Source organism: Aliiglaciecola sp. 3_MG-2023 (assembly GCF_030548205.1).
Classification (GTDB): domain Bacteria; phylum Pseudomonadota; class Gammaproteobacteria; order Enterobacterales; family Alteromonadaceae; genus Aliiglaciecola.
The window spans coordinates 153305-178501 of record NZ_JAUORV010000002.1 but is presented as its reverse complement, the minus strand read 5'-3'; the positions used below and the strand labels follow the sequence as shown (position 1 = coordinate 178501).

Here is a 25197-nt window from a genome sequence, read left to right as displayed (position 1 = left end):
GAGAAAATGCGCAAAATTATTCATATCGATATGGATTGCTTTTATGCGGCGGTAGAGATGCGTGACAATCCTGCGCTGAAAAATGTTCCTATCGCTATCGGCGGCCGTTCCGATAAGCGTGGCGTCATTTCCACATGTAATTATCCCGCGCGAAAATTTGGCATACGTTCGGCGATGGCCACTGCTCACGCCCTCAAACTTTGTCCTAATCTCGTTATGGTGCCGGGACGAATGGAGCTTTATGCTAAAATATCAAAACAGATACGCGCTATTTTCCAACGATATACCGACAAAATTGAACCTCTGTCTTTGGATGAAGCTTATTTAGATGTATCTGACTCAACTCTATTCTCCGGCAGTGCGACTTTAATTGCACAAGATATTCGTGCCGCTATTGAAAATGAAACAGGGCTAACTGCCTCTGCTGGCGTTGCGCCTGTCAAGTTTGTAGCCAAAATTGCGAGCGATGAAAACAAACCCAATGGCATTTGTGTGATCACTCCTGAGACACTTGATGACTTTGTTAAAACCTTGCCACTTGGGAAAATCCCCGGGGTAGGCAAAGTCACAGTGCAGAAGTTACACAATTTAGGATTATATACCTGTAATGATGTTCGCACTTATCCCATAGAGCAACTCATTAAGGGTTTTGGCAAATTTGGCCCGATAATTTGGAAGCGTAGCAATGGTATCGATGATCGCGACTTAAGCCTTTCTAGGGAGCGCAAGTCTGTTGGCGTTGAGCGCACCTTACATGAAGATATTCAAACCAAAGAACAGTGTTTACAAGTATTGGAAACTCTCTATCCAAAACTGCAAGAACGATTAGAATCCGCCAGAAGCGATTGCAAAATCCAAACCCAGGGTGTGAAACTGAAATTTAGTGATTTTCAGCAAACCACCGTAGAGCATAGGTGTGCTGAACTGGATAAAAATTACTTTGTTGAGTTACTTGATGAAGCATTTGATCGCAAAACAGAGCGGGGTATTCGTTTAGTGGGCTTACATGTGGGGTTACCGGCAAAAAGTAAATTTCAGCAAATGGATTTGCCTTTTGATAATGTGCTCCAATAAATCTCGTTGGAGAGTTGTTTAGTAATTTTGTTTAACCGTTTTTTGCCAAGCTATGTTATTTTGAATAGCTTATTTTATTTTATTGGGTAATTGCCTCCTTGTTTTCCCTGCCTCGTAATGTCTGGATTTTGACCTTAATACTCGCCTTTGCCATGAGTGCCGGGGCGATGATGATTATGGTTGGTGGCCTTGTTGGCACTAAGCTCGCTCCTTCCCAAGGACTTGCCACTCTGCCTGTGGCTATGATGATTATTGGAACCGCTGCTGGGGTGTTACCCGTTACTCGAGCTATGGGCAAACTGGGTCGTAAATTGGTTTTCTTGACTGTTGCTCTGCTTGCCTGTTTCGCTTGCTTGCTCGCTGCATTAAGTATTTACATTGCGCATTTCAAGCTGTTTTTATTGGCTACATTTTTACTCGGGGTCGCAATTTCCGGATTCCAGCAAATTCGTTTTGCGGCCATGGAGTCTGTGGCTCTTGAACTCGCGCCTAAAGCCGCATCAACTGTGTTACTTGGGGGCTTAGCTGCAGCCATCATAGGTCCGGAACTGGCTACCTTCGGCAATCAACTCTTGCCCATCGCTTATGTTGGATCATTTGTATTAATGGGCGTGCTTTGTTTGCTCTGTTTTGGATTGTTCTGTTTATTTACCGAGACCCACAAACCTATCCCTAAGGCGCAACGGCAAAAAGTGGATATTAGCGACGTGTTATGCAAACCCTCATTTATCATCGCTGTTTCTGCATCTGTTGTGGGTTATGCGTTAATGAGCTTTATTATGACGGCCACACCTGTGCACATGCATGTGAATACCCATCATAGTTTAGAGCAGGCGAAGTGGGTGATCCAAAGTCATATATTAGCCATGTATTTACCATCAATATTTAGTGGGGTATTAATTGCTAAGCTTGGCGTATATCGAGTGATTTGGGCCGGTTTGTTCATCTATTTGTTGACTATCATCGCAGGTTCCATCGATAGCCATTTGATCAATTATTGGAGCGCATTAATTTTACTGGGTATCGGTTGGAACTTCTTGTTTTTAGGTGGGACAGTATTGTTGCCACAATCGCATACAGCTAACCAAAAATTCCAAGTTCAGAGTGTCAATGAATTTGCGGTATTTAGTGCCCAAGGACTTGCTTCGTTAGGGGCGGGAGCATTGCTTTTCGCATTGGGCTGGCAAGGACTTATGTTAACTAGCTTTATTATTATTTGCTGTCAGATAATTTTGCTGTCGTGGCAAGTTTGGCGAATCAAAGCGGCAAGCACATCTCAATTAACCGAAGAAGGATAAGTATGCTAAAAACAGGAAAGTATCGTCATTATAAGGGTAATGATTACAACGTGATTGGAGTGGCGAAACATTCTGAAGATGAATCCGAATTAGTAGTATATCGTCCTCTGTATGGTGAAGGTGGCTTGTGGGTGAGGCCGTTAAAGATGTTTACCGAAGAGGTGGTGATTGATGGACAATCCGTTCCGCGCTTTAGATTCTTGGAAGAGTAAAGTGAGTCGATGGAAGCGCACCCAACCTTTAGACTGGATTGGGTGCCTAGGATTAACTCATAAACAGTGCGCATAACGTCCATAAAACCGCTGCGATTGTGGCGGCGAATGTGGCTGGCACTATTTGCGTTTTTACATGATCCATTAAATCACATCCCGTTGTCATCGAACTAAGAATGGTGGTATCAGATATTGGTGAACATTGGTCGCCATAGACACTGCCATTGAGCACTGCAGCAAAGCAAATCATCATGAACACTTCCGGATTAGCTAACATTTCATTTTGAGAAATGTCCCAAACCAAAGGCATGGCTAAGGGAAAAGCAATGGCAAAGGTTCCCCAACTGGTTCCTGTGGAAAAAGCAATGAGCATAGTGAGTAATTGTAGAACCACCGGCAGGATCCAGAAAGGCATTTGTTCGCCTAATAAGTCCACTAAATATATTCCGCCACCAAGTTGTTTACTGATAGTGCCTATGGTTATCGCCAACATCAAAATGACCGAAGCGACAACTACCCCTTTCCACCCTATGCCTAGGCCATTGAGCATTTCTCGAATTTGCATACCTTTGACTATGGCAATCAGCACTGCGATTAATAGCGCTCCACCAAATGCCCAATGAATCTGAGGCGTCCCCGTTATTATGAATGTCACCACGGCAATTCCGATTAGGCTGATTAACGGAAAAACAAATTCTATCCAGTGAGAGCTATACCCTTCAGGAACACTCGTTTCTTGCAGCTCTTTGGCACTAATGGGGGAGGCGTCAGGGGCATCTAGCTGGCCTGTTAATCGAGCTCTAGAAATGGCTTTACGAATTGGCTTTCCAGAGAATACAGTAAACTCTAAACTAAGAAGGAGGGTACCAATTACCGCAAAAATACCATAGAAACTGAATGGGATACTGGAAAAGAAGAACGAAATTCGGTCGCTTTCCGTGGCTAAAAAGGCGACGCCAGGTACAAATATGAAAGCCTGAATATAAGCTGGCCAAGCATTAAAAGCGAGTACCGCAGCGATAGGCGAAGCGGTTGAGTCAACTACGTAACTCAGTTCTTCATGGCTTACATTGGCTTTGTCGGCCATGGGTTTGACGGTTGTACCCACTAATACGGTGCTCATGGTGCCGCCTTGGAAAAATAACACTCCTAACATCCAGGTAACTAGCTTCGCTGAGCGCGGACCTGTCACAAAACGCTGGCTCATCATTTCTGCAAATGCTTGAGCCGCCCCGGTTTTGGACCAAATTCCCATCAGACCGCCCAGCAACCATAAATACAATATTAGGATGGACGCAGCGTCTGTGGTAGCCATATTCGGTATCAACACGTCTTGGCTTATATCAAACTTACCTAGCATAAATGCCCCTACTACTATTCCGCTAAACAAGGCGAGTAAAGGTTCTCGACTTATTAAACACAAGGCAATTGCAATGAATGCTGGTAATAAAGACCACACTTTAAAGTGATAATATGCTCTAAGTAAAATAGGGTTTTGACCCACTTCCGAGATCACCACCCACTGTTCTTTCATCTCTGGCTCTGTGGTAAGTAAATCTAGTTTATGTTGTGCCAGTGGTGATTGCTCGTAAGGGGTAACCGCGTTAATAATTTGTTCACTACCTTGCTTTACGTACGCCCATTGCCCTTGCTCGGTTTGGTAGGTTTGGTATTGAATTCTTGATTCGACCCAAGTGGCTGGAACATAAAAGTTGACATACAAAGCTCCTAATAAACCTAAAACAATAGATAAAAAGGTTAACTTATTTTGCAATTTATTCATTCTAGCGCCACTCTAAGTAATTATGTCATTAGCAAATTGAGAAAGTACTAGTTTAACATCCATGAAGTCTAAACTTCTAAGCAAATTGGGTTCAATTGTCGTTAAATACTAACGAAAACTTGGTATCTTAATATTCAAAACTGACTAAACAAAAAGGATAGAAAAATGCGTAAACACGTTCTTTTATTGATGTTTCTCTTAACTGGATTTTTCACTACCTCTGGCTATGCTCAAAATAGTCCTGAGGACGTTACCATGAAATCTGAAAATTTGGGCGGTTCTGTTTATATGCTTACGGGGATGGGGGGAAATATTGGCGTATCAGCAGGCGATGACGGACTGCTTATTATAGATGACCAATACGAGCCCATGGCAGAGAAAATCTCAGCAGCCCTAGATTCCATTCTTAAAGACAAATTAAGATATGTTATCAATACTCACTATCATGGGGATCACACTGGTTCTAATGCGTATATGAAAGAAGTGAAAGATGCCACCATTTTTGCTCACGATAATGTGCGTATAAGACTTCTAGACAAAGAAGAACATAAACATTCTGAATTGCCAGTCGTCACTTATTCCCAAGGTGTTACCTTTCATTTTAACGGTGACACGCTCAAAGTGATGCATTTATCCAATGCCCACACCGATGGCGATAGTGTGGTTATGTTTGAAAAAGCCAATATTTTGCACACCGGAGACCTATTTTTTAATGGTCTTTTTCCCTATATCGATATTGATAGCGGCGGCTCAGTGAAGGGATATATTGCGGGTGTTGAGAAGCTTATTAGCATGATTAATGACGACACTAAAATTATTCCAGGGCACGGTCCATTAGGCAATAAGGCGCAGTTGCAAGAGTTTGTGGATATGATTAAACAAACTTCTGCGCAAGTTAAACAATTGAAAATAAATGGGTTGCCCGTTGAAGATGTTATAGATGCTGGGTTAGATGAAAAATGGAAAGATTGGAGTTGGGCGTTTATCAATGAAGAAAAATGGATAAGAACACTTTACCGTTAAGCTTAGTCGCGGCAACTGAAAGGGATGTCGCCAACCTTTGCGACTGGTTTAAAAGTCTTGATGAGGTTCGTGATTGGGGAGGACCTAATATGTCTTTCCCGATTAGCTCCCACAGTTTAGTCAAAGAAACTAAGTTAGAGCATGGATTGAGTTATAAGTTAATTGATGACAAAAACAACCTACTTGCTTTTGGACAATGTTACGAGCGAATGGGGCGATGTCATTTAGCGCGCTTAATTGTTAATCCTGAGATGCGAGGGAGTGGAATTGGAAGACAGCTCGTCATTTATATGATGACTCTAGGAGCTGAGTTAGTAGCAACTAGCGGCTTCTCATTGTTTGTATGGCCGCACAATAAAGTGGCTAAAAAATTATATGAATCTATGGGATTCAAAACTGCAATTTACCCAGAACCTTTAGCACCAGAGCTGGCTAAGTGTGATTATTTAATTAAAGATTAAAAGACTAAATTATTCATATGAAATAATCCGTTCTAATCAGTTTAAGGCAGTTCTAGCGTGCAAAACCCAAGAGCTCGCTATAATTGGATTAGTGTGATTACCAAGGGAACTTGACGGCAAAAGTACCAAGCGATTTTGACGTAAACACTATAGCACGCAGTAATCGAATCTCCTCAAGTAACGTATTGTTTTTTTTCATTTCACCCAGATATAAGCACTCCTAATCTAGAAATAAAAGGGAATTTTATGAATGTAAGTTTGTGTGAAGTTACGAAAGACAATTGGCTTGATGTGATTCATTTAGAGATTACTAAAGAGCAAGAAGATTACGTAGCTTTAAATTCAGAGTCTATTGCTGAGTCCAGTTTTTACCCCCATTACGTTAATCGAGCAATATATCTTGACGATAAAGTAGTCGGTTTTATGCAATATTATCAGGAGCTTGAAGAGGGACTACCAGATGAGTTTTATATTGCTCAGTTCATGGTTGATGTTAACTATCAAGGTCAAGGTATTGGCAAAATCGCTACAGAACTGGTAATTAATGAAATGAAAGCAATTCCAGAGTGTAAAAAAATCACCATACTCTATATGCCCGGTCATCATGCAATGCGCAAATTCTATTCACAGTTTGGTTTTATTGTGACTGAAGAAGATGAGGAAGACGGTGTTGTAATGGAGCTTGATGTTTAATAGTCCAAACGGCCATCAGGCCGTTTGTTTTTTGAACTGAGATTTTCTCAATCGAAGCTCAGTAGTATTCATCTTTTCCCTCAGCCAGATATTCCGAACACCGCTCCCGTGTATCGTGACGTTTTTCTCAGATTTTAGTAGTCTCGACACTTGTTGCTGACCGAAGTGTGGATTTGCCAGAGAGAACTCAATAACGATTTGTTCAATGGCCTTTTCAGTGCGGTTTTTGTGATGCAGGTTTGGCGTTTTTTGGCGTTTCAGTGCGTCAATACCGCCTTTCTGAATTAGCTTTCGATGTTGGTAAATAGTTTCACGCGATACACCACTGAGGCGTGATGCTTCAGCCACATTACCCAGTTTGTCTGCCAACGCCAGTACATCCAGTTTTTTCTGGATTTCAATATCTTCTAACGATGCCTTTGTTGGCTCAGTGACCTCCGATACCTGCAATTTTCGACCAGCGAAGAAGGCGTCAAACTGTTTACCTTTCCCTTTTCGTATCTCAATCTTCTGATGGGCGATTGAGTGCTTAATGGGGGAATCAATAAAGTAAAACGTATTGCCGTAGCTGAAGGTATGATCATTACGGATCTTACGGTATTCCTTCGCTATGCAAATATCATCAAGATTAATATGAGGAGATAAGGGCGTAAAGCTCGACTCGTTACCCTTGGATTCAACGGTGAGTTGCTTGTGCCAGAACTGCGGGATAAACACGTGTTGCAGATAGCTGGTTGCACCAGACATATCACTGATGTTGTTCAGCCGCAGCTCGGGTATCAGTCTATCCTGAAGGGTATCAAAGGCACGCTCTATACGCCCTTTACCTTGAGGAGAACTCGCGAAGATGATTTCTATACCCAACTCTTCGCAAGCCCGTTGCATCTGCGAGAAGTTACAGCGTTTAGGACCGCCGAAGATTCCTGCACGATCTACGTAGAGTGTTTTAAATACACCACGATTCTCAATGACTGAACGTAGCACTTTCAAGCAGCCTGCCGTCGTTTCAGAAGGAAAAAACTCGGCATAAAGCTCGCTGCTGGCATCATCAATCATAGCAATAAGGCATGACTTCTTTGTGCCGAACCAACGATGCGTGCTGCCATCCATTTGCATCATTAAACCAGTGGTTTCCATACGCTCCCTGCGCTTGTGAACGCGTCCACGTCTGCGTTTAGCCCGTTTTACATGGTGAATGTCATGTGCCCATTTACGCAGGGTCTCACGCTTTACGGTGATGTGTTCATTGGCCAGCAATAACTCTCCAAGGTGAAGCAAGTTCACATCGTAATACTTGTCGCGAATTAGTGATTGAACCACGCGTTTTAATGAATCAGGCGTTTTATTGACTGGCGCATTACCCGTATTGCCATGTACAACAAAACGAATACCCATTTCACGATATCTCTGCAAATAACGTTCGACAGTGCGTCTAGATTTATTCAGGAGTTTGGTTGCATTATCAATAGTAATTTTATTTTCAGCCACTTTGGCAATGACATCAACAGTAAGTTGAGCTTTGGAATTTAACATGATCATCCTTAGCGTCTCTCCCATGTAAAAACACAGAAGAAACACGGTTAAAAGATAACCGTCAAATTCCCTTGGTAATTAGTGACTACGACAGAATCGCTTGGTGTTAACAGCTATAATTGAATTAGTCTGAGCTCAACCTTACACTTTCTATATGAAGAGCTTGACCAAAACTTACAGACGGCTCCGTGCCAGCAACTGCTGTTCAAGTTTTGAAATTTGAATGGCAGCTGTGTAGTAAGAGAAGTCACAAGCCATTCAAAAATATAAAGAAAGTTTTTACCAAAAGTTGGACGTTAAAAAGGTTTCGCCAAGGGGCAGCTATTACCGAGTTGGCAGCAGCTTGCTAAACTGGGGATTAGTGATTACTCTGAGTAGGTGATAAGCCTCTCAAATTTAATTTTCTCAGCGAAATGTTAAGAGTGCACACTAACGAAGATGATAACAAACATGTGTAATAGTTCTGAAAAAGTAAAACCGAAGAGTGATGCAAAATCGATAGAAAAATGGACGCTAACCGGAGTAGTATTTAACTCTGTAATCGGAATGAGCGCAATTTTCTTCACAATACATATGTGGTTTAGTGCAGAAAGAGATTTGGTCAAAACTAGCACAGCGTTGAATGAAACTAGTTCAGCGTTGAATGTAGTAAATACTGAGTTGAGTAATACTCAGATTTCCTTAACAGAAACTGAAAAGAACCTTGCTGAAGTGAACGTTCGTTTGGGTGAAATTAAAATAGTAGTTGAAGAAATTTCGGCAGATAATATTAAATTGGATAGTGCACTTAAGGCTGTTGAACTTGATACGAAATCTGTAAGAGATAAACTTTTAATGGCAAAAGAAGTTAGAGAATCTGCACAAATTCTTACTCCTAACATCTCCATTAAAAATATGGAAATTGGTCCAGAGGACAAGTTCGCAGCTATAACATGGGAGATAGAAAACATCGGCAAAAGTACAGTGGAGATTATTATGCTTGATTTTCAAGTTTCAAAAACGCCGCTACTTTTCACTAAGTTGAGTATTTTTAAGGCCAGAAAAATTTTTCAAACAATTACTGGTGATACGTCTGAAATACAAGACGACAAAAATAGAATCGTGTCACTAAATAACGCTGAATTTACCCATGCCACTGACGCTATACTTGAACCTAATGTTGTTTTTTCATATCCATCATCTGTACCTTCAAAGCAAACGACCAGATATCAAATCCAATTTGCATTAGATTCACCAGAACCACACAAATTATATTTCTTTCGGGCAATATTCGGTGTAAGGACGATACCAAGGGAACTAGAACTTTATCTTAATATTCTGGAGCCAGACAAAGACGATGAAATACGCTTAACACGTGCATCTTCTCAAGTCATCCAATATAAAGATAACTTTCGAATTGGTGGACCAGAAAATGAGTGGGGTACTATAGAAAATTTTATTTCTGCAAAACTATTGGAGATAAAGCCATATCCTATTGAGATTAAATTGGCACAATGGAATCTCAACTGGATAGGATACTGTTGCAATAAAGCAGATGGTATTTTGGGTCCAAAGACCAGAGAGACGATCAAACAGTATCAATTAGATCATGGAATGCCAACAACCGGTAAGCTTGACGTGCGAACTATGACATCAATAACTAACGCAGGGAATAAGGTAATCAAAAAAGAATGAACCTTTAAATTATTTGATTTCATCTTTTTTTAATACTAAAAACTAGACGGAATTATTCGAAATAAAGTCCTCTCGCTTTTTGACTTAACCAAACCCAGTTCAGTAATTATTCGTCTGTAAGATTATTCAAGTCTGCATCGGAGGATTTAATCGGTGGTTATGCATCCAGATTTACATTTCAGATAAAAATCTGAACGTCGATTATCTAAGCAAACTTGTCGTAGAATTCGTCGGCACTGACAACCGTTGAACACTCGAAGGAGCTGAAACTCAAGAAATAGCTACGTCCGCTCTCTTGGGCATAGCAGTCATTCGACTGAGGTAGGTCGAACGTCTGTTGATCGCTCATTGCAGTCTGTCGGCGGAGGTCAAAACCTATCGAATTAAAGTGTCTGATCAGATGTGAGCCACAACACTATAATCAACACTAGGAGTAATAACCTTATTGCTCGCACCGTTACTCATTGTCGATTTCCCCTAGGCAATACACCTCGTGTATAAAATTTCTCATATTAATCAACTATATGTACACATAACGAACAAATAAGTGTGAGATAAAATGTGCACAAATTCGATCCTTGCGCCCTAATAAAGTGCTAATGCACCAAACTGGTAAGATGTGAGACAAAAGGTGTTGGTGTTTAAATTTTAAGTTATTGAATTATATAGATAAAAAAGTTGGCACTGAAACTGCTAAATAAGCTTTGATTACGCATCTACGATAGAAAAGTTATGTGTGTAACCATTGATAATAAAAACAATAAACAATGTTGAAATACTTCAGACGCTAACTAAGTTGTTTGAGGCAGGAAGGCAATACTACCCGCACAAATTTTCGTGTCCTGTGGTTTGTGCGGGTTTTTTCCTTCTGTTATTTGTCGCTTTTCTTATAAACGCGTTTTCCTGCTAGCCAAGTCTCCAATACGTTCGTTTTCCAAATCTCTTTTTTATCAATTTCGAAAATATCCCTATCAATTAATATAAAATCAGCCCATTTTCCTGTTGTTAAGCCGCCTATTATCTTTTCTTGATGAGCAGCATAAGCAGCGTCAATGGTAAAGCCTTTAAAGGCCTGTTGAAGGCTAAGTGCTTGACTAGGAATCCAACCCTCCACTGGCTGATTATTTCTATCCTGACGAGTGACAGCTGCGTGAAGACCATAAAAAGGATTGCTCATCTCAACCGGAAAATCTGAACCTAACGCTAGTGGTGAACCTTGAGCAATAAAGCTTTTCCACGCGTAAGCACCACGTAAACGATCTTTTCCTAACCTGTCTTCAGCCATGTTCATATCGCTGGTGGCATGGGTAGGCTGCATAGAGGGGATAATATCCAATTGTTTAAAGCGGGGGATATCCGTCAGGCTAATCACTTGAGCATGTTCAATTCTATTTCGAAGCTCTTTACCTCCCACTGTCTTAAATGACGCTTCATATTGATTTAATACTCGATTATTCGCTTGATCACCGATTGCATGGACGTTCAATTGAAATTTATATTTTAAAACGAGATCAAACAAAGGTTTAAATTGTTCCTCTTGTAAAACCATTAGACCCTTGTTGTGGGGGTCGTCAGAGTATTCCTCTAACAAAGCTGCACCGCGACTGCCTAAAGCGCCATCAGCCATGGCTTTAACACTGCGAACCGACAGAAAGTCATCGGGGTCATTGTAATATCCGGCTTTAAGAAGCTCTTCTAAATTCGGGTCTTCAAACCAATACATTGCATATATGCGGGTGTTTAAATTTTTTTCTAAGGCATTGCGTTTATAAAAATCAAATTCTGATTTGCCGATTCCAGCATCATGTACACTGGTGATACCGACTGAGAGTAAGCGTTCAGAAGCGACCTCTAAGCTAGCTTGCATATTCTGATTAGTGCCTGTTGGCAGGTGCTCTAATAACAAGTCCATCGCTGTATCGACTAAAATGCCGCTAGGGTTCCCTTGATCATCTCGAATAATTTTGCCTCCGGGGGGATCTAAGGTATCTTTATCAATGCCTGCGATTTGTAATGCTTTACTGTTAACCCAAACGGCATGACCATCCACCCGAGATAAGGCGACAGGAGTTTCACTGACATATTCATCGAGTATTTGGGCAGTTGGAAATTGCTTATCTGGCCATATGACTTGATTCCAACCACTACCCAATATCCACTCTAGCTGTGAGTTTATCGCTGCGTAGTCCCTTACCTTTGCCGCTGAAAGTTGTGCAGATTTTATATCTCTTATATTCACTTCCAAAAGTGAATCTCCGAGGAAAATGATATGCCCGTGAGCGTCTATTAACCCAGGTAAAAGAGTTTTTTGAAGACCATCAATGAATACGCTATCTGGATATTGATTGATTAAGGTTTGATCGCCGATGGAAAGTACTTTGCCATTTTCAAAGACTAAATGAGAAAATTGCACCATAGCCCCATTATTATCTAGGGTATATCCGTTTACATTTCCAATTATTGTTGGTTTTGCATGTGTCATCGCGCAAATAAAGCAGGCAGCTAGTAAAAATAGATTCTTCATAAATCCTCTTATTTTTATAAGTTAGGTATTTCACCAAGGTGATCCATTGACCAAATTTGTTGCATTTTGGATTGATCAATATTGCCACCAGATAAAAGTACTAAAACCGTTTGATTTTTAGGTTGATGTTTTAACCACTCAACAACTGCTTGCATGGACATGGCGCTCGTTGGCTCCAAATGCAACTTGAGTAAATGTTGTAACCACTGGGTCCAGTAAGCAATACGAGACTCAGATACCTCGACTATACCATCAAGCAATTTTAGCACCTCAAAGGTATGTTCACCCACTGACGGTGTGGCTGCTCCGTCTGCCAATGTTATGGGAGGTTTGCTTAATGAAATAATTTTGTTTTGTCGCAAAGACTCTGCTGCATCATTTGCCGTCAGTGGCTCAGCGCCAAATACTTTTGCTGCTGGACAAAGGGTCTTGGCAGCAATCAAAGTTCCCGATAATAAACCTCCCCCACCGCAAGGGGCAAATATGCCATCTACATCTCCAGTTTGTTCGAGTGCATCCATTACCAAGGTACCCTGCCCAGCGATGATGTCGGGATGATTAAACGGAGGTATCCATAATGTTCCGGATTCAACTGATGCCTGTTTTACGGCTTCATCTGCTTCTAAACGAGTAGGGTATAGTGCCAGTTCAGCACCATAATACTGAGTTGCTTGTGCTTTTACTGCTGATACATTTTGGGTACTAAATATTTTCGCTGGAATATCGTAAAGGCTACATGCGTATGCGACTGCTTGAGCATGATTGCCCGAGCTATTGGCAACCACTTGTTTGGGTAAAGCATTCTGTTCGGCTAATTTTGCCAAGGTATTAATGGCACCCCGAACTTTGAATGCACCGGTTCGTTGTAAACATTCCCCTTTAAATAAAATTCGGCTGCCCAACCATTCATTCAACAACGAAGATTCTATTATTGGGGTTTGATGTATCATTGAAGCAATCCGTTTGCGGGCTTGAACAATGTCAGAATAGCTTGTCATCTTGATTCCTTTTTAATTCCATATTAAGCAGGCAAATGCACATCTTATGTAAACTATACCGCTAACTTGGTCTGACGTTTAATTTTTATAAGCTAGTGAAGCATAAAGTCGACACAAAGGGTATAGGTGTATTGTGTTTTGCAACCAATCCCCTATCCTTGACATAGCTATTTGAATTAGGAGACAGAAATGGGATTGTTAGACAAATTAATGGGAAATGCATCAGAGATAGATGTAGCTGATGTAAGCGACGAATTAGCCCCTATTATCGGCGAGAATGAAACCGTAGAACGCGTATTCAAGGAAATCCGCGATATGTATGTTTTCACTAGTAAGCGTTTGATATTAATAGATAAACAAGGTTTAACCGGAAGGAAGGTCGACTATCATTCTATTCCTTACCGGGCCATCACTCAATTTAAACTGGAAACTGCAGGTCATTTCGATTTAGATGCAGAGTTCAAAATTTGGATATCTGGAATTGATGAACCAATAGAAAAAGAACTAAATAAAAATGTGGTAGTGGGTATTCAACGCACCCTTGCCGATTATATGTTTTAATTGGTATAGCAAAATTGGGTGGGAATCATGTCCCACCTCTTCCACTTTATTCGTAGCCGTTGGCAAGTCAGTGACCCCCTTACAATGACCTCTAAAACCAAATTTAATGGATTTCGATTTAAACAGTTCGATATTGAACATGAAAACTGTGCCATGAAAGTGGGGACCGATGGGATATTGTTAGGAAGTTGGGTGGCTAATGGCCATTATTCTTCTATTTTAGATATTGGAACTGGCAGTGGTTTAATTGCCATTATGATGGCCCAACGAACTGGCGAACAAAGCCAAATATTGGGTATAGATGTTGATGAAAAAGCGGTTTTACAGGCGCAGATAAATGCTCAAAAGTGCCCATGGCAAGGGAAGCTTTCTTTTCAACATATTAGTTTACAACAGTTACCTGAGTTGCCTCAGTATGACCTCATCGTTAGCAATCCTCCTTACTTCCAAGGGAAAACGGGAGATCTCAGTATTTCTGATCCTAATTATATGCCGGAATCGAGACGACAAGCTCGTCATGATACGAGTTTAAGTCTTGTAGACTTATTTAAATCAGTATCTCGTTTACTCACGGAACAGGCCCATTTTTATTGTATCTTACCCGCCAATAGCGGCGAAGTATTGGCTCTAGCTGCTGAACACGGTCTCTATTGTCAAATGCAAACTTGGGTAAGTTCGAGTCCTGCTAAACCTCCGATACGCCAATTATTGAGGTTTGGTTTTTCGCAAAACGAACCTTTGATAGAGCATATTACTATTCACAATTATCAAGGTACGTATTCTGATGAATATGTGGCTCTTTGTCGGGACTTTTACCTTAATTTTTAAAGCAGCATTGATGATTTAATCGCGCATTAGTGAAGATTTTTTGTTCAAACAATTTTCTCTGGGCAGATTTGTTGCTATATTTAATTCAGATGGTTTAGATAAAGTGGTGATGTATGCGCGACATTGATCTACCGGATTCAATCTCTAATTTAGCCGATAAGCTACAGGTTGTTGAAATAGTGTGGCAGGCTATCCCTTTTCAAATCCCCAAGTTTGCGGTTTATTGTATTTTGGATAATCCTGTATTCGACCGTTTTATCTATCGCGAAGGTCGGAGAGTCGCACTTATCAAACTGGGGCGCTATGAAGTGCCAGTCATTGATCCATTTCGAGGCAATATCGATAAGCCTCCAGCCCACGTTGTCATCATTACCCATAGCAAAGAAGATAGGTTTGGCTTGTACGGTTATCCTGCTGATCATGTGGCTGATGATGTTTCCATTCCTAGAAATCATCGTTCAGTGCAACATATAGTCAAAGATTTTGTGTAACCTACATTGCTATAGTAGGTACTCACTCGTTAACTGCAATGAAAACCAAATAATAGATACAAAAAAGCCCTTCACAACGGAAGGGCTTTTTAAATAGCTTGAAATGTATCAGCTGTCTTTAACAAGAATCGACACTTTGTCTATCCCTGCTTCTTTGGCTTGGTTCATAACTTCCACCACGATACCGTGTTTGGTTTTTGAATGAGCCTGGATAGCTGCAGAATCCGTATTATTCTCTGCTAAAAAGCTTTGGATGTTTGCCACAACTCGACGTATATCAACTTCGCGGTTATCCATTACAATGGTGCCTTGCTGGTCAATACGTATAGCCAAGGTTTTTGCATTACTTGGCGGTGGCGGCGCATCTGGAGCCTTTGGACGATTAGCCATCAAGCCAGCTTCTTTCACAAAAGACGTCGTTACAATGAAGAAAATCAACATAATAAAAACGATGTCTAGCATGGGGGTCATATCAATTTGAGCTTCGTCATCAGCGGAGCCGTGCTTTTTCTTTCTCATAAATTCAACCACAGTTACTAATCGTTAATGCCCTAGTATAGAATTACTTTGGTGTAAGAGTAAATGCGTTAAATGCAATTTGTTGATAGATTTTGGCAATTAATTTTATTTTGGGTTTAAATTTGCCCGTTATTTAAGCGCTTTACCTAAAATTTTAAAATAATTCAGTATGCTAGCGTTACTTTCTAACCTATGTTCGTCAATGGGATAAATCCCCACTTGCGCTTCGACTGTTTGTTTTGTGCCTTGCACCAAAAATGCGTTTTTAATGGTCTGATCTTGGATCGCCGCTTCAAAAGCTCGAGCGGCCATTTCTTGTGGCTGCGCAAAATAATAAAATTGCAGGCTTTTATCTGCTTGCACGCAGCGTGTCACGTAATCGCTTGGATTGATGCCATTAGTATCTAAAAATAATGTTTGAAACCAATGGGAAAGGGTTTGGTTTAACGGGTGGGAATGCATGTTGGCGTCTTCTAACCACAGGCTTGAGGCAAATCCATGTGGTACATTTATAGCGTACATTTTACTGCTAATATAGTGGTCGAAACCATGGAACCATTCGTGAGCTAAAGCGCCACCACCTGCATTTTTAGCTAAGGATAATTGTCTTTTCGGCGCATGATAATGAGCACTACTGTGTTTTTGGCCACCAATACCAAAGGCCAATGATAAACTCCCATTCAAGGAAATTACTTGTTCATTAACTTGCAGAATGTCCATTAAATCACAGAGTGCATCGAAGAATAGGTTAGCCGCTAACTGCTGTTCAGTTTGTGTTACCCACTTGCCAATTTGAATGGTTTTAAAACCAAATATTTTCCGAATATCGCCAAAACTTACGTCTGCCCCTGCCCGATGCTCTGGACCGTTTCGATAGAAAGGTCGTTGGATTCTAGGGCGCATATCAGGCATGAGATAATTAGCTAAGTGGCAGTTCAGTGAGAAGTTGTTCACACCATTGGCTGATGCGTTCATCGCTTAAATCATATTGGTTCTCATCATCCAGTGACAGTCCAACAAAATGACTTTTATCTGCGGTTAGCCCTTTTGAATGATTAAACTCATAACCTTGATTGGGCCAATAGCCAATAAACTCACAATCAAGCACGGCGAGTTCATCGTGTAACATTCCTAAGGCATCTTGAAACCAGTCGGCATAACCGATTTGATCACCTAAACCAAATAAAGCAACGGTTTTGCCTTTTAGGTTAAGGGTTTTTATATCATCCCAAGTCGACTCCCAGTCTTCCTGCAACTCACCAAAGTCCCATGTAGAAATACCAAACAGCAAAATATCGAATGATTGTGCTTTGCTTAGGGCAACGTCTTTTATGTTAAATAGCTCAACGACAGGAGCATCAAAAAGCTCGTTGATTTCGGATTGGATTTTCTCTGCGGCCATTTCTGTGTAGCAAGTGGTAGAACCGAAAAACAAACCAATATTTACTGCGTGTTCTGACATTTTTTTCCTCATACTCATTTCATTAAACAAGCCTTTACTTGTCACCTACTTTTTAATGAAAAAGGTATTAACGATTATTCAGCCATTATTGTCTCTGTATGTGCTAGTAATATCCAACAATTTTTTGTTTTATATTGTTGCGACTATCCCTTGTTTACTCTTTTTAAAGGCTATGGTTTTGGGCACCTTGTAGTCAAAAAATCGAGTCGATACTCATATTTTATACTGACTATATCGGGCTAATATTAATAAAAAGCAGTTCGCAATATAGAGTACCCCAAACAGGGTGCAGCGTTGCATGGATTGAGTGCGATGGTATTTTGAAAACATGTGTATGTATTTTTTCTTTATATAATTCAATAAGCTACATCACCAGAATTATTGATTTTGGTGGTGTAATAATTGCTTCGTAGATTATTAAAGCTTTTCAACAGGGTGCATACTTTCTTGCAGGCAATTACAAATATTCCGAATTGGATCGCTCAGTGGGTGCCTTTATGGGCAATTGGGCCAATATTCTTTTTCATGGTATTTATTGGTCTTTGGCTAATAAAACGTGTTCTATATTTCTATTTAAGCGGCTTGAATCACCCTAGCAATTATCACTGGTCGGGAATAGCAGTGCGAGGGGCCAAACGGCCATTAAGTTTGCTGATAATCTCAATTAGTTTGTTGGCTACAGAACAGCTTGTGAAACTCTATGACGAAACAGTCAGTACCTGGGTGACGCAGATTAACCTTGTTGCATTGCTGTTAGCGATTGTTGCAGTGCTAGTGTTTGCCGATCACTTTGCTCGAATGAGTATTACGAGGATTATTTCAAAAGGAAGTGGCTTGCGAAGCAGTGGTACCCTTTTAAGAGGACTTCTGCGGGGGACTATTATTGTCATCGGTGTGTTGATTATACTGAGCAATATTGGGATTTCCATCACACCACTTGTCGCCTCATTAGGCATTGGTTCCCTTGCGGTTGCACTAGCATTGCAACCTACCTTGGAAAACTTTTTCTCGGGCATTCAAATGCTGGCCGATAAACCAATCAGAGTTGGAGATTTTATTGAACTGGATTCAGGTGAGCAAGGCTTTGTCGAAAAGATAGGATGGCGCTCTACATGGATAAAAATGCTGCCAAATAACATCGTCATTATGCCCAACAGTAAACTCGCACAATCAAAAATCATCAATTATTATTATCCTGAAAAACAGCTATCAGTGCCGGTAGATCTTGGAGTGCACTATGATTCCGATCTAGATCATGTTGAGAAAGTGACACTTGAAGTGGCAAAACAAGTGCTAAAAAGTCACAAATGGGGTATTCCTGAATACGATACCTTTGTCATCTTTACTGGGTTTGATAATTCTAGTATCAATTTGACAGTGATGCTGCGTGCTCAGGAATATTTCAATCGCTTTTTTATCAGGTCCGAATTTATCAAAGCCTTACACAAGAGATTTGCCCAGGAAGGTATTGTGATTCCATACCCAATCCAAGCAATAAATCTACATCAAGAAGGTAGCGATGACGTGTTAAAAAGTAAATAAACCTGACTCTTTCAGCTCTTCTGCCAGTTACTTCATTAGGTCGGGGAGATAGCTCGTTGCTCCTCCTTATACAGGTTATCGACTCTCTGCTTTCGCCTGCGAGTTCAGTCGAAGGATCTAGAAGTTGACGAAAAGTGTTCACTATTTAAATGGTTTTGAGCCAGGTTAATCCCGTGTAATAAATTTCACTTTTTTACCATTCGCTAGCAATACTGATGCATCGACTTCTGTGCAGTCGCGGTTTACCTTAACTTGACCGATACCCGAACCATTCAATAGGGTGTTGATCTGTTGATTATTAGGGCGACGGTGGCGAATTGTCATGTTACGGCGTTGAGTAAACCAATTTAACGGTGACTTAGTACCGAATAGAATACGGTTTAGTTTATCAAACCAGCTTAAAAGTTTATGGGGGAACTCATTTTTAATTCCACTGCTGGTTATTTGCGTGATGTGTGGGCTGTTGCGTCTAAATTTTAAGGTGATGTCATACACAAACGAGTAGTGTACATCACCAGATAAAATGACAAAGTGGGGTGGGGTTTTATAGTGTCTAAAAATATTAAGAATGACACTTGCAGTGCCTTTATGGGCCATCCAGTTTTCAGCATCGACCATTAATGCACGGCCAAAAAAGGTAAAAATGCGTTGAATGGTTTCAATTAACTTCACCCCAAAAATAGGGGCTGGAGATACCATAATAACACTTGGTTGATTAATTAACTCTTGCTGCAAATCACATAGTGCTTCCCAATCCATTAATCCAGAAGGCTTGCTTAAACTAGACTCGGAGCGCCAGCGCTGGGTTCGTGTGTCTAATACGACAATTTTAGGCTGAGTATCTAACGTGTAATGCCATTGATCCCAATGCAATAGTATATCAATGACTTTCTCGTGTTCGGTGATACCCGTATCAGTGAAAAAAGGTACTAGCTTTTCGGTTAAAGGTGAAAGTTTAGATACGTCATTTCCCCAGCCTTGGCATAACCAATATCCAATTAGGGCATTACCTACAATACGCTTTGCAAATGCGTTGTTGTAAACAGCTTCCTCCCAGCCTCTGGTTAAATTCCAATCATCTGTCACATCATGATCATCAAAAATCATATAAACCGGAATATGTGCCATTGCACGACGGACTCTTGGTAAGCCTTGCTTGAAGTCTTCAACCCATTTCAGTTCTTCTGCATAGGTTGCAGCAAATTGAGGGGCAATATTGTTGGTCTTTAACTCAGTGTTATGCCACATTTCAGGCGACCAAATTAGCGCATACATGCCAATTACTTCGGCGAAGCTGATCAAATGGTTATTGGCGTTAACAGAAGTAAATATCGGCTTTTTCTTACCTTTGAAAAAATACGACATAACAGTTTCAGTTGTATCATTGTCGGGTAATAAAGTGGGCCGTTGGTAATAACAATGTTTATCAGTTAGTAATTGCTTACTATTTTCAATGGTTGCCCCTAGCAGCTCTTCTTGAAATAAGCCTAAACGTTCAATAACGTGATTTATGGCAACTAAAGTGGGGCCTGCTACATCATCGATATACGCCTGATCACCTGATAGTAAGAGTAAATCAGGTGATGATGTATGATCTTCAAAGGACTCCTCTAGGGCTAAATCAACTGCTAGCATGCCGTCTTGACTTGTATGATGGGGCTTACGACATGAGCCGTGCAAAACATTTTTAATTCGTTTATTAAAATAAAAACTGGGGGTGGATTGCTGACCGTAAACAATATCTGGCATCAAATCCTTAAGATTCTTACGCGCACCTCGATAGTCGTTAATCGAAATGTCGTAATAACACCGACTGCCTTCTGTTAATGTTTCAGATAAGGGAAGAGTGGTAACATAAATGAAGGCTTTTTCGCCTACTTTCACAATATTTGAGAATTGCTTAATATTCTGGTCAAATAAGGATTCAGACTGTTTGGTCCAAACTTTAGCGTTAAATTCATATTTGTGGCTTACCAACATCCATAATGTAATGCTAGTTTCACTAATTGCACGCAGAATTGGCCCCGCGATAATGGGCGGGAGCACTTGTTGTGAGTTTTGAGAAGGTTTTGTTTTTTGCAAATCAATATTAAAAAATAGCCACAATTGCAGTTAAGTTTGCATTAGTTTCAACCGATCAATCAAATTGTTTTATGAATTACTTGCTATTGAATCATGTTAAATTTATCCACCTTGCCCAGGGAGAGGAAGGAAAATGAAAAAATTCGGACTAATAATGCTGGTTGCTACAGGTTTAATCAGTTGTGCATCTACTACCTTTAAACCAGAACTTATTTCCCTTAAGGGGCAGTGGGTCACTGAGTCAAACGGTGAGGTTATGTTAAACCCACAAACCTCTGGACTTAAAAGTTGGCGAGGCAAGCTATTATCTGTTTCAGACGGAAGCGCGCATATTTCTCAACGCAAGCAATTGCACATTATTGACCCACAAACTGCGCTAGTGTCTGAAGACGCTTTATTATTTAAGATGTCAGATAACGTGCAGCAAAGCTGTTTTGCCGATTATTTAAATGACTCTCCCGATTTAGAAGCCTTGGCCGTTGATCCTAAAAATGACAAGGTTATTGTCGTTGTAACGGAAGATGCGACCCGTGGTAAAACCATGTCTGATAGTTGTTTTGAAAAATACCAGGGTAGCGGCTCAACGGATTACCCTAGCTTATTAGTGAGACTAGAACTTCAAGACGATAATACTCTGCTTATCACTCATGCAAAACCCCTGCAATTTGAAGCCTCCTACCAGATTGGAAACTTTCCTAATGATGGTCTTGAAGGGTTAGCGTTTGGTTTAGATGGCACCTTATATCTTGGTAAAGAAAAAGATCAAAACGTACAAGCTAGGGTGTTTTCAGTGAAAATTGACGATGCATTTTGGAATTCTGAAGGTTTTGCTCAGGTAACTGATACAGAGCTTAATCTACCGCAGTATGAAAAAGGTAATCATCCAATTAATGGTATGGATTATTTACCTAGAGATAATCATCCAGGTTACTTAGTTGCTGCAGCGCGAAATGACAACGATATTTGGTTAATCGATTTAGCCAAGGAAAAGCCAACTTTAGTCATTCCTCTTGAGTTTTACGCCCCTACTCATTCAACTGATGGAAATTGTGAGGAATGGGAATTAATGAATAACGCTTCCTTAGAAGGTGTAGCGGTAGATGGTGATCGAATTTGGATGATTAATGACCCTTGGAAAAAGAATTATACAAAAAATGTAATTTGCGAATCTAATCGTGGTAAATATGAAAGAATGGCACCGTTATTGTTTTCGATGCCGATTAATCCAAAATGGTTTCACTAGTTTAATTATTTAAGCCGGCTCGCGAAATTTTGTTTAAATTTGGCGAGTTTAGGCGCTACCACCATATTGCAATACTGGTTTTGTGGGTTTTTGCTAAAGTAATCCTGATGATAATCTTCGGCTTGATAGTAATTGTTAATTTCAGTCACTTCAGTTACCACAGGGTCTGGCCAGATTTGTTGTTCTTCAATCTCAGCAATAATTTCTTCGGCTAACTTCTTTTGTTCATCATTGTGATAAAAAATGGCGCTTCGATACTGGCTACCCACATCATTACCCTGCCTATTTAACTGGGTAGGGTTATGCAACGCAAAAAATATTTCTAATACATCTCGAAAAGAAATTTTATCCTCATCAAAATTGACTCTTACGACCTCTGCATGCCCTGTTGACCCAGAACAAACTTGTTCATAACTGGGGTTATCTACGTGGCCTGCAGCATAGCCTGAGTAAGCCGATTGGATCCCTTCCACCGAGTTGAATGCTGATTCAAGACACCAGAAACAGCCACCAGCCAGCGTTGCTTGTTGAATATTTGCCATTTTTTCCTCAGATAATTAATTAATAGGATTGAGATTAACATGGTCATGAATTTAGTTTAGTTCAAGGCATCCACAACAGATAGTTTTGCGTAATAAATTGTAATCCCGTTTATTTGCTCTAATTGAACATAATGGGGTAATTATTTAACGCACCAAATACAGGTTTTTCGCTGTTGAGTGTTTATTGCAAAGAGGTATGCTGTAATGTCAGAAACAAACGCGCTAGTTATTGGTAGTTCATCAGGTATTGGCGCTGAACTGGTGAGTCAATTATGTGATAGCAATCTATATCATCAAGTCCATGCAATATCTCGAAATGAGATCGCCGTAGCTCATCCGAAGTTGCATTCTCATGAGGTAGATAGTAGCGATGAAGTACAAATTGCGAAAATCTGTGAAACCCTGCGTGAGTCTGGTCCATTTGCTCTTGTGGTGTGTTGTATTGGTATGCTCCATTTAGTTAGTAATGTGGAACAAGTTAGTCCAGAAAAGCGCCTAGAGGATGTAACGGCTAACCAATTAGAGCATTATTTTAAGGTCAATACAGTTGCGCCTATGATGTGGTTAAAGCATCTTCCCAAGCTGTTATTAAAATCTGTTGATACCCAAGTGGTTTTACTATCGGCTCGAGTTGCCAGCATTGAGGATAATAAATTGGGTGGTTGGTATGGGTATAGAGCCAGCAAGGCTGCACTAAATATGTTGATAAAAACGAGTCAAGTTGAGTATCGACGCCGTTTTAAAACAGTTCAAATTGTAAGTTATCATCCCGGTACCGTCGATACCGGTTTGTCTAAACCATTTCAATCTAATGTCCCTAAGGACAAGTTGTTTTCTGTGGATTTCACTGTAAGACAGTTACTTTCGCTGCTGCCAACACTAGATATCAATCATGCACCACATTTTATTGATTGGGATAATAAATCTATTCCATGGTGAGCTAAACCCGCTCCCAATGGAACAAAAACTCCATAGCCGTTTAGAGCTGGCTTTTTGATAAACCTAGCTTTTTAAGTGAAAGACATTTTAAAATTAGGCTGTTAACATCGTCATTCTAACCTAAAAACAATAAGGTTGATTAACCCCCCGCTAATTGAAGTTGTAGGGAGTCATCAACTCATAAAAAGGAAAACATTATGGCAGCAGATCGTGAGCAGTTTGGTTCTCGTCTCGGATTCATTTTAGCGGCAGCTGGCTCAGCAGTGGGCATTGGTAATATGGTGGGATTTCCAGTGGCGGCGACCAAAAATGGTGGAGGCGCTTTCTTACTCATTTATGCTATTTTTGTCGCATTAGTTTGTTTACCCGTCATGTTGGCGGAAATGTCGGTTGGCCGCCGTAGTCGAATGGATCCCCTAAACGCTTATGTAAACCTGAGCAAAAATCAGCTCCATTGGCGGATAGCGGGGTGGCTGTCCATCATTACACCTTTTATGATCGCAGTGTTTTATTTAGTCGTTACCGTGTGGATTTTTGGCTATTTATTCCAAATCGCCATGGGGAACTTAGATAAATTAGCCGATCCTGCCACTTTCCCTGATTTTGTTAAGTCATCTCACTTGTTCATCTATATGGTCGGTGTTTTAGGGGTGGTATATTTGATTCTGCAAGGTGGGGTTAAGCAAGGCATTGAGAAAGCCGCTAAAGTAATGATGCCCGCATTATTTGTGATGTTGATTGGCTTAGTGATTTTCGTATTGACCTTAGATAATGCCTTTGCTGGGGTGGAATATTACTTAGTTCCAGATTTTAGTAAAATTAACGCCTCCGTGGTCAGTGCTGCATTGTCTCAAGCATTCTTCTCTCTATCATTAGGAATGGGGATCATGATCACCTATGGTTCCTATTTAGATAGTAAGAGTGACGTGCCAGGCTCTGCAAAATTTGTTGCATTGGCAGATACTGGTGTGGCATTTATTGCTGGGCTTTTGATTCTTCCCGCCGTATTTTCGTTTAACCCGAATACCAATACTGCTGAGTTGAGTGACTCATCGGTGGGCATGATCTTTACTTTCTTGCCTAAAATATTTTTAGCCTTACAAGCGTCAATTGGCTATGTGGGCGCAAGTATCGTTGCGGGACTATTCTTTTTACTGGTGTTCTTTGCGGCGATAACCTCATTAGTTTCAATTTTTGAAGTGCCAGTAGCTTCCTATATGGAATCAAAAAAAATAGGGCGGAAAAAAGCCCTTGGGGTTATGGGATTATTATTGGTTGTCACCTCAGGTGTCACCTCAATGTCATTCGGTATCTGGGATCCTGTTACCACATTAACCAGTTATGCCGGTCAAAATAAATCTTTATTTGATGTAATAGTTGATGTGTTCTACGACACTATTTTGCCTTTAAACGGTTTACTGATTTGTTTATTCGTGATTTATCGTTGGAAAAAAGAGAACTTCAATGCCGAGTTAGATGAAGGCGCCCCCAGTTATAAAGGCAGCTTTTTTGAGAGATACGTAGACATCTCGGTGGGAACTTTTATTCCGTTAATTTTGCTTTTGGTGTTTGTTAACACCGTTGCTTTGAAATATTTTGGAAAGGCTTTGGTTGGCTAGAATCATACCTTGATGTATTCAATGCCGGTCAACAGACCGGCTTTTTTGTGCTGATTTTTGTTGTTACCCTGGGTGAGTCGTTAACTAGTGCGATAG

23 protein-coding genes are annotated in these 25197 nt (G+C 40.5%); 14 read left to right on the top strand and 9 right to left on the bottom strand.

The features are described from left to right. Window positions 1–6 precede the first annotated feature (6 nt). The 3 genes from dinB (at window position 7) to Q4574_RS02780 (ending at window position 2584) form a co-directional block, all read left to right on the top strand. Window positions 7–1074, top strand: coding sequence for a DNA polymerase IV (dinB, locus tag Q4574_RS02790; RefSeq protein WP_303471181.1), 1068 nt, complete (start codon window positions 7–9; stop codon window positions 1072–1074). Window positions 1075–1172: 98 nt separating this feature from the next. After that, a complete protein-coding gene (locus Q4574_RS02785) occupies window positions 1173–2372 on the top strand; it encodes an MFS transporter (protein ID WP_303471178.1) in 1200 nt (399 codons plus the stop codon). 2 nt (window positions 2373–2374) lie between these two features. Next, the gene (locus Q4574_RS02780; RefSeq protein WP_303471177.1) at window positions 2375–2584 is read left to right on the top strand and encodes a DUF1653 domain-containing protein; all 210 of its coding nucleotides are present in this window, start codon (window positions 2375–2377) and stop codon (window positions 2582–2584) included. 52 nt (window positions 2585–2636) lie between these two features. Here the strand turns inward: Q4574_RS02780 and Q4574_RS02775 are convergent, their stop codons facing one another. Further along, window positions 2637–4367 (bottom strand): Na+/H+ antiporter NhaC family protein, encoded by a 1731-nt coding sequence (locus Q4574_RS02775; RefSeq protein WP_303471175.1) that lies wholly within the window; start codon window positions 4365–4367, stop codon window positions 2637–2639. Window positions 4368–4532: 165 nt separating this feature from the next. Here Q4574_RS02775 and Q4574_RS02770 point away from each other — a divergent pair, with 165 nt between their 5' ends. From Q4574_RS02770 to Q4574_RS02760, 3 genes are all read left to right on the top strand, one after another. Continuing rightward, window positions 4533–5390 (top strand): MBL fold metallo-hydrolase, encoded by an 858-nt coding sequence (locus Q4574_RS02770; protein ID WP_303471172.1) that lies wholly within the window; start codon window positions 4533–4535, stop codon window positions 5388–5390. After that, entirely contained in the window at window positions 5366–5851 is a 486-nt protein-coding gene (locus Q4574_RS02765; RefSeq protein ID WP_303471170.1) for a GNAT family N-acetyltransferase, read from the top strand. Before Q4574_RS02770 ends, Q4574_RS02765 begins: the two co-directional genes overlap by 25 nt. Before the next feature lie 246 nt (window positions 5852–6097). Next, window positions 6098–6544 (top strand): GNAT family N-acetyltransferase, encoded by a 447-nt coding sequence (locus Q4574_RS02760; protein WP_303471168.1) that lies wholly within the window; start codon window positions 6098–6100, stop codon window positions 6542–6544. 15 nt (window positions 6545–6559) lie between these two features. Here the strand turns inward: Q4574_RS02760 and Q4574_RS02755 are convergent, their stop codons facing one another. Further along, the gene (locus Q4574_RS02755; RefSeq protein ID WP_303471165.1) at window positions 6560–8083 is read right to left on the bottom strand and encodes an ISNCY family transposase; all 1524 of its coding nucleotides are present in this window, start codon (window positions 8081–8083) and stop codon (window positions 6560–6562) included. A gap of 444 nt (window positions 8084–8527) precedes the next feature. Here Q4574_RS02755 and Q4574_RS02750 point away from each other — a divergent pair, with 444 nt between their 5' ends. Next, on the top strand, window positions 8528–9751 hold the full coding sequence (locus tag Q4574_RS02750; RefSeq protein WP_303471162.1) for a peptidoglycan-binding protein: 1224 nt from the start codon (window positions 8528–8530) through the stop codon (window positions 9749–9751). An 871-nt stretch (window positions 9752–10622) separates the two neighbouring features. Here the strand turns inward: Q4574_RS02750 and Q4574_RS02745 are convergent. Both Q4574_RS02745 and Q4574_RS02740 read right to left on the bottom strand, forming a co-directional pair. Continuing rightward, on the bottom strand, window positions 10623–12275 hold the full coding sequence (locus Q4574_RS02745) for an amidohydrolase (protein ID WP_303471160.1): 1653 nt from the start codon (window positions 12273–12275) through the stop codon (window positions 10623–10625). 14 nt (window positions 12276–12289) lie between these two features. Continuing rightward, a complete protein-coding gene (locus tag Q4574_RS02740) occupies window positions 12290–13273 on the bottom strand; it encodes a serine/threonine dehydratase (RefSeq protein ID WP_303471157.1) in 984 nt (327 codons plus the stop codon). 189 nt (window positions 13274–13462) lie between these two features. Between Q4574_RS02740 and Q4574_RS02735 the strand changes: the two genes are divergently transcribed. The 3 genes from Q4574_RS02735 to Q4574_RS02725 all read left to right on the top strand — a co-directional run bounded on the left by Q4574_RS02735 (window position 13463) and on the right by Q4574_RS02725 (window position 15153). Continuing rightward, the gene (locus Q4574_RS02735; RefSeq protein ID WP_303471154.1) at window positions 13463–13834 is read left to right on the top strand and encodes a PH domain-containing protein; all 372 of its coding nucleotides are present in this window, start codon (window positions 13463–13465) and stop codon (window positions 13832–13834) included. Window positions 13835–13861: 27 nt separating this feature from the next. After that, entirely contained in the window at window positions 13862–14662 is an 801-nt protein-coding gene (locus Q4574_RS02730) for a tRNA1(Val) (adenine(37)-N6)-methyltransferase (RefSeq protein WP_303471152.1), read from the top strand. Between the two features lie 113 nt (window positions 14663–14775). Continuing rightward, a complete protein-coding gene (locus tag Q4574_RS02725; RefSeq protein ID WP_303471149.1) occupies window positions 14776–15153 on the top strand; it encodes a hypothetical protein in 378 nt (125 codons plus the stop codon). Window positions 15154–15261: 108 nt separating this feature from the next. Here the strand turns inward: Q4574_RS02725 and Q4574_RS02720 are convergent, their stop codons facing one another. The 3 genes from Q4574_RS02720 to fldB all read right to left on the bottom strand — a co-directional run bounded on the left by Q4574_RS02720 (window position 15262) and on the right by fldB (window position 17134). After that, complete coding sequence (locus Q4574_RS02720; protein ID WP_216048934.1) at window positions 15262–15672, bottom strand: biopolymer transporter ExbD; 411 nt, start codon at window positions 15670–15672, stop codon at window positions 15262–15264. A 129-nt stretch (window positions 15673–15801) separates the two neighbouring features. Beyond that, window positions 15802–16584 carry a CLCA_X family protein gene (locus Q4574_RS02715; RefSeq protein ID WP_303471673.1) on the bottom strand — a complete coding sequence of 261 codons (783 nt, stop codon included), beginning with the start codon at window positions 16582–16584 and terminating at the stop codon, window positions 15802–15804. A gap of 7 nt (window positions 16585–16591) precedes the next feature. Further along, window positions 16592–17134 (bottom strand): flavodoxin FldB, encoded by a 543-nt coding sequence (fldB, locus tag Q4574_RS02710; RefSeq protein WP_303471143.1) that lies wholly within the window; start codon window positions 17132–17134, stop codon window positions 16592–16594. A gap of 447 nt (window positions 17135–17581) precedes the next feature. Here fldB and Q4574_RS02705 point away from each other — a divergent pair, with 447 nt between their 5' ends. After that, entirely contained in the window at window positions 17582–18676 is a 1095-nt protein-coding gene (locus Q4574_RS02705) for a mechanosensitive ion channel family protein (protein ID WP_303471140.1), read from the top strand. A gap of 165 nt (window positions 18677–18841) precedes the next feature. Here the strand turns inward: Q4574_RS02705 and Q4574_RS02700 are convergent, their stop codons facing one another. Beyond that, window positions 18842–20758 carry an alkaline phosphatase D family protein gene (locus tag Q4574_RS02700; RefSeq protein WP_368411629.1) on the bottom strand — a complete coding sequence of 639 codons (1917 nt, stop codon included), beginning with the start codon at window positions 20756–20758 and terminating at the stop codon, window positions 18842–18844. A 133-nt stretch (window positions 20759–20891) separates the two neighbouring features. Here Q4574_RS02700 and Q4574_RS02695 point away from each other — a divergent pair, with 133 nt between their 5' ends. Then, window positions 20892–22001 carry a hypothetical protein gene (locus tag Q4574_RS02695; RefSeq protein WP_303471138.1) on the top strand — a complete coding sequence of 370 codons (1110 nt, stop codon included), beginning with the start codon at window positions 20892–20894 and terminating at the stop codon, window positions 21999–22001. A gap of 5 nt (window positions 22002–22006) precedes the next feature. Here Q4574_RS02695 and msrA read toward each other — a convergent pair whose 3' ends face one another. Further along, the gene (gene msrA / locus Q4574_RS02690) at window positions 22007–22543 is read right to left on the bottom strand and encodes a peptide-methionine (S)-S-oxide reductase MsrA (protein WP_303471136.1); all 537 of its coding nucleotides are present in this window, start codon (window positions 22541–22543) and stop codon (window positions 22007–22009) included. 204 nt (window positions 22544–22747) lie between these two features. On the opposite strand from msrA, the gene Q4574_RS02685 reads away from it, so the two are divergent. Continuing rightward, window positions 22748–23482, top strand: coding sequence for an SDR family NAD(P)-dependent oxidoreductase (locus Q4574_RS02685; protein ID WP_303471134.1), 735 nt, complete (start codon window positions 22748–22750; stop codon window positions 23480–23482). 197 nt (window positions 23483–23679) lie between these two features. Then, entirely contained in the window at window positions 23680–25101 is a 1422-nt protein-coding gene (locus Q4574_RS02680) for a sodium-dependent transporter (RefSeq protein ID WP_303471133.1), read from the top strand. The last annotated feature ends 96 nt before the right edge of the window (window positions 25102–25197 follow it).